This is a genomic window from Pseudoalteromonas sp. 2CM37A (genome assembly GCF_023161885.1).
GTDB lineage: Bacteria > Pseudomonadota > Gammaproteobacteria > Enterobacterales > Alteromonadaceae > Pseudoalteromonas > Pseudoalteromonas atlantica.
Genome location: NZ_JALNTJ010000003.1, coordinates 497,913 through 510,665 on the forward strand (window position 1 = coordinate 497,913; position 12,753 = coordinate 510,665).

Annotated in this window: 10 protein-coding genes; 6 read left to right on the forward strand and 4 right to left on the reverse strand. The window is 41.1% G+C overall.

Features of this window, described 5'->3' with window-relative positions:
* Positions 1–20 precede the first annotated feature (20 nt).
* From argS to MTF68_RS09635, 3 genes are all read left to right on the forward strand, one after another.
* The gene (gene argS, locus MTF68_RS09625; protein WP_054982738.1) at positions 21–1,763 is read left to right on the forward strand and encodes an arginine--tRNA ligase; all 1,743 of its coding nucleotides are present in this window, start codon (positions 21–23) and stop codon (positions 1,761–1,763) included.
* A 405-nt stretch (positions 1,764–2,168) separates the two neighbouring features.
* Positions 2,169–2,807, forward strand: a complete 639-nt coding sequence (gene pdxH, locus MTF68_RS09630; protein WP_004586156.1) for a pyridoxamine 5'-phosphate oxidase — start codon at positions 2,169–2,171, stop codon at positions 2,805–2,807.
* A gap of 12 nt (positions 2,808–2,819) precedes the next feature.
* Positions 2,820–3,587, forward strand: coding sequence for a TatD family hydrolase (locus MTF68_RS09635; protein ID WP_248462329.1), 768 nt, complete (start codon positions 2,820–2,822; stop codon positions 3,585–3,587).
* Here MTF68_RS09635 and MTF68_RS09640 read toward each other — a convergent pair.
* Positions 3,554–4,174 carry an AhpA/YtjB family protein gene (locus MTF68_RS09640; RefSeq protein WP_004586158.1) on the reverse strand — a complete coding sequence of 207 codons (621 nt, stop codon included), beginning with the start codon at positions 4,172–4,174 and terminating at the stop codon, positions 3,554–3,556. The two genes, MTF68_RS09635 and MTF68_RS09640, sit on opposite strands and share 34 nt — an antisense overlap.
* A 151-nt stretch (positions 4,175–4,325) precedes the next feature.
* On the opposite strand from MTF68_RS09640, the gene serB reads away from it, so the two are divergent.
* Positions 4,326–5,342, forward strand: coding sequence for a phosphoserine phosphatase SerB (gene serB, locus MTF68_RS09645; protein ID WP_024033140.1), 1,017 nt, complete (start codon positions 4,326–4,328; stop codon positions 5,340–5,342).
* 190 nt (positions 5,343–5,532) lie between these two features.
* On the opposite strand, the gene MTF68_RS09650 is transcribed toward serB, so the two are convergent.
* The gene (locus MTF68_RS09650) at positions 5,533–8,010 is read right to left on the reverse strand and encodes a PilZ domain-containing protein (protein ID WP_248462330.1); all 2,478 of its coding nucleotides are present in this window, start codon (positions 8,008–8,010) and stop codon (positions 5,533–5,535) included.
* Between the two features lie 359 nt (positions 8,011–8,369).
* Here MTF68_RS09650 and radA point away from each other — a divergent pair, with 359 nt between their 5' ends.
* Positions 8,370–9,755: a DNA repair protein RadA gene (gene radA, locus MTF68_RS09655; protein WP_004586161.1), complete on the forward strand. Its 1,386-nt coding sequence runs from the start codon at positions 8,370–8,372 to the stop codon at positions 9,753–9,755.
* A gap of 75 nt (positions 9,756–9,830) precedes the next feature.
* A complete protein-coding gene (locus MTF68_RS09660; RefSeq protein ID WP_248462331.1) occupies positions 9,831–10,763 on the forward strand; it encodes a hypothetical protein in 933 nt (310 codons plus the stop codon).
* Positions 10,764–10,849: 86 nt separating this feature from the next.
* Here MTF68_RS09660 and serA read toward each other — a convergent pair whose 3' ends face one another.
* Complete coding sequence (gene serA, locus MTF68_RS09665; RefSeq protein WP_004586164.1) at positions 10,850–12,079, reverse strand: phosphoglycerate dehydrogenase; 1,230 nt, start codon at positions 12,077–12,079, stop codon at positions 10,850–10,852.
* A 9-nt stretch (positions 12,080–12,088) separates the two neighbouring features.
* Positions 12,089–12,742, reverse strand: coding sequence for a ribose-5-phosphate isomerase RpiA (rpiA, locus tag MTF68_RS09670; protein ID WP_004586165.1), 654 nt, complete (start codon positions 12,740–12,742; stop codon positions 12,089–12,091).
* Positions 12,743–12,753 lie beyond the last annotated feature (11 nt).

The following is a 12,753-nucleotide window of genomic DNA, read 5'->3' on the forward strand; positions in this document are numbered from 1 at the left end:
TTACAAAGGTAAATAATATAATGAACATTCGTACTATTTTAGTAGAAAAAGCCATTGCCGCCATGACCGCAGCAGGCCTACCAGAAGACACAAACCCAGCTGTTACACAAAGCACACGCCCACAGTTTGGTGATTACCAAATTAATGGTGCAATGGGCGCCGCTAAAAAAATGAAAAGCAACCCACGTGAGCTTGCGCAAAAAATTATTGATAACCTAGATGTAACCGACATCGCTGAAAAAACAGAAATTGCCGGCCCGGGTTTTATTAATATTCATTTAAAGCCTGAGTTTTTAGCCAATAGTGTAAAAGCAGCAAACAACGATGCAAAACTGGCTGTAAACGAGCACGCAAATCCGCAAACTGTCGTGGTAGATTACTCATCACCTAACCTTGCAAAAGAAATGCACGTAGGCCATTTGCGTTCAACCATTATTGGCGATGCCATTGTACGTGCGCTTGAATTTAGAGGCGACAAAGTCATTCGTCAAAACCACATGGGCGATTGGGGCACACAATTTGGTATGCTAATTGCGCATTTAGAAGATCAAATTAGCCAAGGCGTAGACTTAGAGTCGGTAGCGCTTGCTGATTTAGAAACGTTTTACCGCGATGCTAAAAAGCGTTTTGACGATGAAGAAGGCTTTGCCGATAAAGCCCGTGACTATGTAGTTAAACTACAAGGCGGCGACGCGCACTGTGAAAAGTTATGGAAGCTATTTATAGCGACCTCTGTTAAGCACTCTGAAGAAGTTTACAAACGTCTAAACGTAACGCTTACCCAAGACGATATTATGGCTGAAAGTGCTTACAACAGTGAGCTTAACGATATTATTAGCCTATTAAAAGATAAAAACATAGCGGTAGAGTCGCAAGGCGCACAAGTGGTGTTTTTAGATGAACTTGCCAATAAAGATGGTGAGCCATCGGCGTTTATCGTGCAAAAATCTGGCGGCGGCTTTTTATATGCAACCACCGATTTAGCCGCGTGTAACTACCGCTCAAACACCTTAGGTGCTGAGCGTATTTTAATATTTGTTGATGCACGCCAAAGCCTTCACTTTAATCAGGTGGAGCTTACCGCACGTAAAGCAGGCCTTTTACGCGATGAAACCAGCTACGAGTTTTGCCCGTTTGGCACCATGATGGGCGCCGATGGTAAACCATTTAAAACCCGTACAGGTGGTACAGTAAAACTTGCTGATTTACTTGAAGAATCAATTAGTCGTGCAGCAACAAAACTTGCTGAGCGTGAGTCTGATTTATCAGATCATGATCGCAGCGAAATTGCGCGTAAAGTAGGTATTGGCGCTGTTAAATACGCTGATCTTTCTAAGCATCGTACCAGCGATTACATATTCAACTGGGACACCATGTTAAGCTTTGAAGGCGCAACAGCACCTTACTTACAATATGCTTATACTCGTGTGCGCAGTATTTTCCGTAAATCAGGTGTCGATGCCGCTACGCTAAATGCAGATGTAGCCATAGCCGAGCCGCAAGAAAAAGCACTCGCGCTTAAACTGTTACAGCTTGAAGAAGTCCTTGATTTAATGATCTCTGAGGCTACTCCGCACGTACTATGTAGCTACTTATACGAGCTAGCTAGCCTATACATGACATTCTACGAAGCCTGCCCAGTACTAAAAGAAGGCGTAGAGCCAAGCGTACGTGACAGCCGTTTAGTGTTATGTAATTTAGTGGCAGATACGCTAAAAACAGGATTGGATTTGCTTGGCATTGAAGTCATGGAGCAAATGTAATCACCGTCGTATTTTAACCTAATACTGCGTTATCCACCCCAACTTACCCTAATCACATACAAACCGTATGCTCATAGGGATAAGTAGGGGTGAATGCCTTGTCTTAGGCTAAACTACTTAGGTGAACCTTCTGCCTCATGTAGTTTGCTTTGACTACGTTGTCGTGCTTTTTTAGCCTAAGTCACATACTAACTGTATGCTCTTTGGCATAAAAAAGCACTTCGCCTTGTCAGCACTCCTACACTTGCAGATATATAGGTTTGCACCGTAGGTTGGGTAGAGTGAAACGAAACCCAACACTAAACTAACATTAAACAAAACATTTTTATTTTTGCTCTTATAACGATTAACAGCCTGACCTTAACTTACCCACATACGCTTTAATAAACAGAGAAGGATTTGTTTATGAAACTCGAAGACATCCGCCGTGAATACCTGCAAGACGCGCTAAGCGAAGATAACTTGCAAGATGATCCATTCAAACAATTTGAAACTTGGCTTGAGCATGCTGTGGGCAGTAATATTCCAGACCCAACGGCCATGGTTGTGGCAACGGTTGATGAAACCGGGCAACCTTCACAGCGTATTGTATTGCTAAAACATTTAGATGATAACGGGTTTGTATTTTTTACTAATACCGGCTCACGTAAAGCGCAAGAGCTAAAAGGCAATAACAAAATATCGCTGCATTTTCCGTGGCATCATATGGAGCGCCAAGTGATTGTATACGGCGAGGCAAAACCATTACCGACGGCTGCAGTCGCTAAGTATTTTTTATCGCGCCCTAAAGAAAGCCAATTAGCAGCATGGGCCTCAGCGCAAAGCAGGCCAGTCTCATCGCGCAAAGTACTTATGGAAACCTTTGCCAACATGAAGAGTAAATTTGCTAATGGTGAAATTCCACTGCCTGATTTTTGGGGTGGTTACTGCGTAGTCCCTTCTAAAATTGAGTTTTGGCAAGGTGGCGCACATCGTTTACATGACCGCTTTATATATCAGCGCCAAACTGATAATAGCTGGCAAATAACACGTTTAAACCCTTAACCGGTTTACGCTGTGAAGTTTATAGACTCCCACTGCCACCTCGATTTTACTGAGTTTGACGCAAACCGCGAAGCACTCATAAAAGAGTGTATGGCTAAAGGTGTTGAGCGCTTTGTTGTGCCAGGAATTAGCTTGGCGCAATCTAAGCAACTAATTGAATTTAAAGCTAAATACCCACAAGTACATATTGCCGCAGGGCTTCACCCTTACTTTTTAGATGAGCATAAAGATGCTCACTTAGCGCAGTTATTCGATTTTGCAAAAGTCAATAAAAAGCAGCTGGTGGCAATAGGGGAGTGCGGGCTTGATAGGAGTATTGATGACCTTGAAAAACAAACCAGCCTATTTGAGCAACACATTACCCTTGCTAATGAGCTCAAGCTGCCGCTTATTGTGCATCACAGGCAAAGCCATGATTTAATTGCGCATGCGTTTAAGCGCTGCAAGCCAAAATATGGCGGGGTGATACATGCATACTCAGGCTCCATGCAACAAGCACAGTATTATATTAAACAGGGCTTTAAATTAGGTGTAGGTGGCGTTATTACTTATGAACGGGCAGCTAAAACCCGTGATGTAATTGCTCAAATAGAACCGCAGCATTTAGTACTTGAGACGGATGCGCCCTCAATGCCATTAAGTGGCCATCAGGGAGAAATTAACACCCCTGCGCATATTCCTGCTGTATTTGAAGTTTTATGCAGCTTAAAGCCAAATAGTAATAAAGCCGAACTTGCTCAGCAGCTTTACGATTCTTGCTCTGAGGTTTTTTGCATATAGCGATTTACCTGCCAACGTTTTAGGCCTCGCCCTAGCTGCCATGTAAAAATACAGGCTATTACTAGCATTAATAAAACTTGCCTGCCTAAATCATGAAAGTGATTGTGGCTGTCAGATATTGCCGCGCGGGTTAAATAAGTAATAGATACAAAGCCTAAAGGCTTATCTATGTCGCTTACAACAGGCTCAACAAACGGGGTTTTTAGTTTACTAATCCCTGGGGTGGACTCTGGCAATTGGCCAAATATATGGTGCGATTGCCAGTGATCGCTGCTGGCTATAAGTACGCCTTGCTGATCGTAAATTGTGGCTGAAAGTACAAACTCGTCTTTGCTTATATCATTACACAAAGCTCTAAGCTGTGGCTTATTTTTAGCAAGCAGAGGCTCTTTAGCATTAAGAGCCATAAATGAGGTTAAGCTTTTGGCAGTATTATCGGCACTATTATAAAGTAGTTGGTGGCTTTCAAAGCTACTGTTAACACCTACAAAACTCAGTAATACAAAACAGCCCGCAGCCAATAACAAGCGAACGATTCGCTTTCTTTGTGATGCAGACAAAGGGCTTTTTATATGGTTATTTTTCATAGTCACCGCATATGCTACTGACAGCATTTTGATTTGATGTTACAACTACGCTAACTATAACCTTAAATCTACCCCGATGGCGAATTTAGCGTTATGAATACCCTAATTGATACGCCAAATTAGAAAAATAAATAACAAACACGGAGAACCCATGTCGCAAATGAACATGGCACAGCCAGCTGCTGAGCAAGCATTACATTCTTTAACGCTAAACACATGGTTTGATTACAAAGAAGGGAGTTTTACTCCTGCTCAAACAATACCAGATAAAACCGTTGGGTTATTTAGTATTGCGTTTGCGGGCGATTTCGAACTAAAGCATGTAACGAGTATTATCGACTTTCTAAAAACGCACGCGCTTAAAGTAAGCGCTGTATGTCAATATCAGCCCGACTTAGGGTTAGCCCCAGCTCTGTGTTTTTATAGCCCAGAGGCAGAGCAAAAAATTAACCCGCTTGCGCTAAGAGAGTTTGCAAACACGCTTGATTTTCAGCTAGTGCAAGTTACAACGCCACCAAACCTATATGAGCCAGGGCTGCTGGTTATGGATATGGACTCTACCGCCATCACCATAGAGTGCATTGATGAAATTGCACGTTTAGCAGATGTATATGACGATGTGGCTTCGGTGACCGCGCTTGCAATGGCAGGCAAACTAGATTTTAGCGAAAGTTTAAATCAGCGTGTAGCAAAGTTAGCCGGCATAGAGCAAAGTTTAATTGAAGATCTAAAAAGCACCTTACCATTAATGCCAGGTATTAAAGCGTTATGCCAAATATTAAAGCAGCATAATTGGTATCTTGCTATAGCATCAGGCGGGTTTGTACCCTTTGCCGAGCGTGTGCAGCAGCTGATTAATTTAGATGAAGTACATGCTAATGTGCTTGAATTTGCAAACGATAAACTCACAGGAAAAGTCTCTGGTGCCATTGTTGATGCGCAGCAAAAAGCGGTTGTTTTAGAAACACTGCAGCAAAAGCTGGGCTTAGAAAATACGCAAACGGTAGCCATTGGCGATGGCGCAAATGATTTGCTCATGATGGAAAAAGCAGGATTAGGCGTTGCCGTACACGGTAAACCAAAAGTGGTGGAGCAAGCTCAAGCGGCTATATGTCAGGGTTCATTACTGCAATTGTTGTATATGTTGGCTATTCCCTTAAATAAGTAACCTGAGAATATCCACCAAAATAAATTATACCAATCGGGTTAAGTTATTTAGACATTTATAGCGATAGATAAATAGCGTGATAACAAGACATAAATTTCGACATGTAGTTGTTCTACATGAGAAATTTATAACGCTATTAACGCTTTATTTAGCACGCTATAAACTTTTAAGTCGATTGGTATTAAGTCGCTTAGCGCAAGCGGTTTAACCATAACAGCTTTCTGCGGCCCATTTGAGCGACCTGCTTTTGATCTAACTCTAAATGGCTAAGCGCTTCGTCGGTTATATCTACAATATCACCCACCCCAGATACTGCCCACAGCGCTTCTTCTATGTCTTTTGCTTTGTGCATTGCATATTGGCTTACATATTTAAGTTCGTTTGATAGGTAGTCTGTATCTGGGCGACCCGTTCGCGATAAGTACAAGCGCATAACAAATACCAGCTCAGACTTAACGCCTGCGCTAATTTGCTCACTAAAGCTCGAATAGGTTTCGCCTAGTACGCATTGGCTCGTCACAGCCTTTTCAATGTTATCTTGTTTAGGGTCAAAATTAATTGCGAGTGTAAACGGCAAAGGCGGGTCTTGTCGGCTACGATCTTTAATGCTTGGGGTGATCACATCAATAATTTGTTGTTGCGTTAAAATATGGCTTAGGTCAGTTTTATTATTTAATAAGCCAAAATTTTGTAAAATCACGTGAATTGGGCTGGCATATAAACCAAAACCTATGGCACCAGGAATAAAGTGGCTTGCTTCTTTATGTAAATAAAGCGGGAATTGGCACACACTTTTGGTCACCATATTTCTCAGTGCGGTAGAAAGGCCTTCTATTTTAGGGGCTTCTTCAGACACTTTTAATTTATCTTTATTACTTTGAATTAATTGGGTAAAAAAGTTAACCCCTGCATGTGGTAAGTCAGCAACTCTGTTGGCTTTTAAATTAATGGTCGTTAACGACTTACTAATTGCCATCACTTCGTATTTAAGATCACTTAAATTATGCTTTTTAGTTATTTTTTGTAAATCGGGGAAAGACAGTAAAACAATATCACCTTTTTTAAAGCTAACCGGCGAGTCTGACTCTAATTGCAAGCCCATAACCGAAAAATCCCGAGTATGAGCCTGATACTGCTTATCCTCAAACGTAAGCTCGGCAGGTGTTTTATATAAGTATCGTTTGTGAGAGCGTAAATTTACATACTCTAGTGGCACAATATCTAAATAAGGAGGCTTATTATGCTTAGCGTGGCCAAAATGTTTAAGCTGGTTAACTAACGCCTTATCATAGGGCTGCTTCTTATAATGCGCTTGTTCTTCACTGTTGCCAATGGTGGTTAAAACCGCAATATATTTTACATCTTTTATAAGGCCTGCCACTCTTGGAGAAGGTGGCTTATTTAGCTTTTCTATGTTTTTACCCGCCGAATTAGGCAACGATAATGGAATAAACGAATCATCTGGGTGGCTTGGCATAACTTGTAATTTAAAGCATTGCCAGCTGTCTTTTTGGCTACCAAACCCTAAAAATAGGTTTCTTAATTTAGGGTTGTTATTAAGCTCTGTACGCGTGGCTGAGTAGTAATAGATTTTTCCTGCAGAAACATGAGTAAACGTATATAAGTAATCTTCTTTTACTGCGTTTACTTGGGTAAGCATTTGGCTAATACGTTGATTATTTAAAATGCTATATAAGCAGGGCACTTTTCGTTCATCAGTAAAATAGCGCTGAATAAAAATATTATTTTCAGTGGTTAGGCTTAAACTAGGAACAATTTGTTCGCCTTTTTTACTTAAAAATACGTATAAAGAGGTAACGCGCGGAATATAATATTGCTCATAACCCTTTGAAACCAAAGCATCTAGGGTGTTATCTAAGTTCACTTTATAGCGGCGTTTATTACCGTTTATAAAGCTATCTAAAAAATTATCGAATGCTTCATTTTTTTCTATAAAAGTACGCTTTAAACGAATGTGGTTATATTCACGAGATATGTTTTCAACTGCAACTACTTCATATTGAATGCCATTTTTAAGGCCTAGCTCAAAATCTTGCTCAAGCCCTACTAGCCGCATGGCAATTAGCTGCCCTTTTTTTATAATTTGGCGGGTAGGAAGCTTAATTTTACAACCACTCAAAGAGATATCTGAGGTACTCGCGGCAATGTTTTTCTTATCGTTGTACTCAATTTTAACTTTAATAGAGTAGTTCATTCGCTCCTCAGAGCGGCTTTCATAAGAGGCAAATTTTATTACGCTGGTAGTCAGAGTGTCGTTTTCAACTTGTGTATCACTTTGCTCTTGTGCTTGTTTTTGTAGTACGCGATGGTTGTTTTCGGTATTCATTACCGCTTCGTATACCGCTAAAGTATAGCCGCCGTGTTGTTTTAAGGCTGCCTCAAATACTTCTATGGCGGTGTCATCCATAAAGTGTTGTTTACCATTGTGCTCATACGGGCGAACTTGGCCTGTTACTAAGCCTCGCAGGTCAACAAAACGGGCAACTGGCTGAGATAGGCGCGACATTTCCATTTTCATTAAAAACTGCTCAGGCTTTGTTAAACCTGCCGTTTTAGATTTGAAAATTAGGTCGAACTTTGCGTTACCTAAATAGGTTTTTAGCTCATTTACGAGGTCTTCGTGTTTGAGCAGTATGTCTTCAGCCATTTATAAATCGTCACCGTCTAATTGAAAAGTAGGTATACTGTAAAGTCCATTTATTTGAAAAATTCAATAAACGTAACATCGTGCTATGTTATTAATATAGGTACGATTTTTCGTGTAAGTACAGTTTAACTCTTGTTATTATGTGTTAAATGCCAATTTGTTGGCAAGTTACTTTAAAGTATTTAAAAGCAATAAGTATGCCCTAACTTAAAGTAAAAGAGAAAATTACATGTGTTTGTTTCTAATATAGGTCCTTGATTGGCTTTAGCAATGTAGCGCTGCTATGTCGTTCTCCCCATGATAAAATAAACAACTAAATGTATGCATTTTAAATTAAAGAATAGTAGGTAAGGTTATAAATGGCTAAGGCGGCAAAAGTAGAATTTGTTTGTACAGAGTGTGGTATGAACTACCAACGTTGGCAAGGTCAGTGTCGCTGTGGTGCGTGGAACACGTTGGCAGAATTTAAACCCTCTGCAGGGCAAAGTAAAAAAGCCGCTGCGCGAGCAACGGTTGGTGGTTATGCAGGTGGTATTGGTGGTGGCTCTAAAAAAATTGATGATGTAGCCACCACCGAGGCCGAAAAGCAGCTAACAGAAATAGGCGAGCTTGACCGTGTACTAAGCGGCGGCGTAACCACGGGCTCGGTTAATATTATATCGGGCGACCCAGGGGCAGGTAAAACAACGCTGTTATCTGATTTAGTAGCCAGAATGTCGCAGCGTATGCCATCACTTTACTGTACTGCTGAGGAGTCGTTGTCGCAGTTTAAAAACCGTGTAAACCGCTTAAAGCTTAACTATAACGCCGATGAGCTTTATTTACTTTCTGAAACTAGCGTAGAAACCATTATTGAAGAGCTTGATAAAAATAAAATTAAGTTTGCTGTTATCGACTCTATTCAGGCGGTTGTAACCGACACTGCAAATGGCAGCCCTGGTTCGCCTTCGCAAGTAAAAAGTGCCGCGCAAGCGCTTACTCAGTATTGTAAGCAAAACGATGTCACTATGTTTATTATTGCCCATGTAAATAAAAACAACGAAATTGCAGGGCCGCAAACATTAGTGCATATAGTGGATGCCTTATTGCACATTGACACGAATGATGGACAGGTACGTACGCTTAGAGCTAACAAAAACCGTTTTGGTGATATTGATACCGTAGGCATTTTTAAAATGTGCGAACGCGGCATGCTAAGTGTTGATAACCCCAGCGAGATTTTTTTATCGGGATCAAGTACTGAATCACCAGGCTCTACTATTACGTGTATCCGAAAAGGTAACCGTAACTTATTGCTCGAAATACAATGTTTAACCACCGAAACCGAAGCCGAATTTCCGCAGCGTGTGTGCGTGGGTTTAAACATGAACCGAATAAAAATGCTCACTGGTATTTTACGCAAACACACCAAAACTAAAATATTTCACGATACGTTTTTTAATATTGTGGGCGGCTTACGAATCGATGAAACCGAAACCTGTATTGATTTAGCGTTAGTAACCGCGCTTTTAAGCAGCTTAAACGAGTTTGTTGTACCGCGTACAACCTGCATTATGGGAGAGCTTAGTTTAAACGGCGATGTGCGCCCAATCGACAGCGGTGTACCACGGGTTAAAGAAGCGGCACAGCATGGGTTTACTGAAATATTTATTCCGTTTCGTAATTACCATAAATCGATGGAAGGACTAGGGGCTAAAATTACGCCAGTAAAAACCGTGCACGAGTTACTGAGTTTAATTAATTAACGCTTACAGCGGCTGCTGTGCAATGTTACTCTTGAGCAAACACAATTTATATACAGAACAGAATAAGGAAATAGCATGAAAAAACTCGTAATAGCCATAGCCATCGTTGCAGCCGGCGTAGGCGGTGTTAGCTACGCAAACTATGTAGCAACTCAAAAAGTACGTACCGAAGTAGACAAGCAGCTTGCTTTAGTGAGCGATCAAACCGGTGCAACATTTAAATACGCGGGTTTATCGGCAAGTGTTATTTCTAAAAGTGTTGAAATTACTAACATGGAAGTAATTAGCCCTGAAGGTGATAACGTAGCGCATATTCAAAGTATTGAAGTAACCGGTTACGAAACCGATAAAATATCGCCACATACATCGTTTACAGTAAAAAGCTTTCAGTTTGATAAGGACTTTGTAGCAAAACTACCTGCTGATACAAACGAAATGCTTGCCTCTGCAAGTTACGACTTAAGCTCATCACTCGATTACGATGAACAATCTGGCGACAGTGACGTAGTTTTAAAACTAGATGCAAAAGATATTGCTAGTTTTAATATGGATGTAGGCCTTGCTAACTCTAAAGCATTAATGGACGCATCCCTTGCTATAAGCAAAGCGCAGCAAGAAGCAGGTGACACGCCACTTACGTACGAGCAAGAGTTACAACAGCAAACCTTAGTTATGCAAGCTATGAGCAAGCTTGAGCCACGTAATATTAATTTAGTACTTAATAACCAAGGCAAATTAAAAGAGCTATTTGTGAGCGAGCTTGAAAAACAAGGTATGACACTTGAGCAAATGCAAATGACGCTACAGCAACAGTTACAGCAAGCTCCCGTAACTGAAGAAATAGCACAGGCGCTGACTGATTTTGCCAAAGGTTTAAACTCATTAAGCATATCGGCAAAATTGCCTGAAGGTAAAACTATGATGGAAGTAAACCAGCAAATAATGATGTTAGCTGGCCAGCCAGAAGAGCTAGTTAAATTCGTTAACTTAGAAGTTAAAGGCGAGTAATAGCGAACAGCTCTCAGCAGCCAGTTTAATACAAAAAAGCCGTACTTGATTAATCAAGTACGGCTTTTATTATTTTAGCTGATAGCTTAGTGAAGAATACGCGCTCTAATTGTACCTTCTACTGCACTTAGCTCTTTAAGTGCAACTTCTGACTGATCGGTATCTACGTCAATAACTACATAACCAATTGATTCATCAGTTTGTAAGTACTGAGCGGCAATATTAATACCGTGCTGGGCAAACGCTTGGTTAATTTGTGTAAGTACGCCAGGGCGGTTGTGGTGTACGTGCAATAAGCGGCTACGGTTAGCAAGCTCTGGTAGCGAAACCTCAGGGAAGTTAACCGCTGTAATAGTTGAACCATTATCTGAGTATTTAGCTAATTTACCGGCTACTTCAATACCAATGTTTTCTTGCGCTTCTTGGGTAGAGCCACCAATGTGCGGCGTTAAAATAACGTTGTCGAATTCACGCAGTGGCGATACAAATTCTTCTTCGTTAGATTTTGGCTCAACAGGGAATACATCAATAGCTGCGCCGCTTAGCTTTTTCTCGCTAAGTGCTTCGGCAAGTGCATCAATATCCACTACAGTACCGCGTGAAGCGTTAATTAGTATTGATCCTTGCTTCATTACGGCAAGTTCTGCTGTGCCAATTAGGTTTTTAGTTTGCGGTGTTTCTGGTACGTGTAAACTAATAATATCAGCGCGTTGTAAAAGCTGTGTTAGGTTATGAATTTGTGTTGCATTACCTAAAGAGAGCTTATCTTCAATGTCGTAATACTCTACGTTCATACCTATGTTTTCAGCCATAATACCAAGCTGTGTACCTATGTGGCCGTAACCAATAATCCCGAGCGTTTTACCGCGCGCTTCAAACGAGCCGGTTGCTGTTTTTAACCAGCCGCCACGGTGCGCTGCTGCATTACGCTCTGGAATACCACGTAATAGTAATAGTATTTCGCCAAGTACAAGTTCAGCCACTGAACGAGTGTTTGAAAACGGTGCATTAAATACTGCAATACCGCGCTCGCGAGCTGAGTTTAAGTCAACTTGGTTAGTACCAATACAAAAACAACCAATGGCTACTAGCTTTTCAGCTGAGTCTAAAACTGCTTGGTTAATATGAGTACGAGAACGAAGCCCTACAAAGTGCACATCTTTAATACGCTCTTTAAGTTCGTCCTCAGGTAGCGATGTTTTTACGTAGTCGATGTTGCTGTAACCATTACGTTTAAGCGTTTCTACTGCGCTTTGGTGAACACCTTCAAGCAAGAGAATTTTAATTTTGTCTTTTGCTAACGATACCTTACTCATAACCTCATCCTATTTAATTTGTGGCCCATTTTTAGTGCCGATAATCACTTTATCAGCGCCGCGCATCGCAAATAGGCCGTTGGTAACTACGCCAACAATTGAATTAATTTGTGTTTCAAGTTGTTTGGCATTACTAATACTTAAATTGTGTACATCTAAAATAACGTTACCGTTATCGGTTACTACGCCTTGGCGGTACACAGGGTCGCCACCAAGTTTTAATAATTCACGCGCTACGTAGCTGCGTGCCATGGGTATAACTTCTACCGGAAGCGGGAAGTCACCCAATGTATCTACTAATTTTGTGTCATCAACAATACAAACAAATTGTTTTGCAACGGCTGCAACTATTTTTTCGCGGGTAAGTGCTGCGCCGCCGCCTTTGATCATTTCGTTTTGGGCATTAATTTCATCTGCGCCGTCTACGTATACATCAAGAGCATCTACATCGTTTAGCTCAAACACTTCAATACCTAACGCGTGTAAACGCGCTGTTGAAGCCTCAGAGCTAGATACCGCACCCGTTATGGTGTCTTTTACTGTGCCTAGGGCATCAATAAAATGATTTACGGTAGAGCCTGTCCCCACACCAACAATGGTGTTTTCTTTTACAAACTCGAGTGCAGCCCACGCAGCTGCTTTTTTTAATTCGTCTTGCGTCATTGTTATGCTCA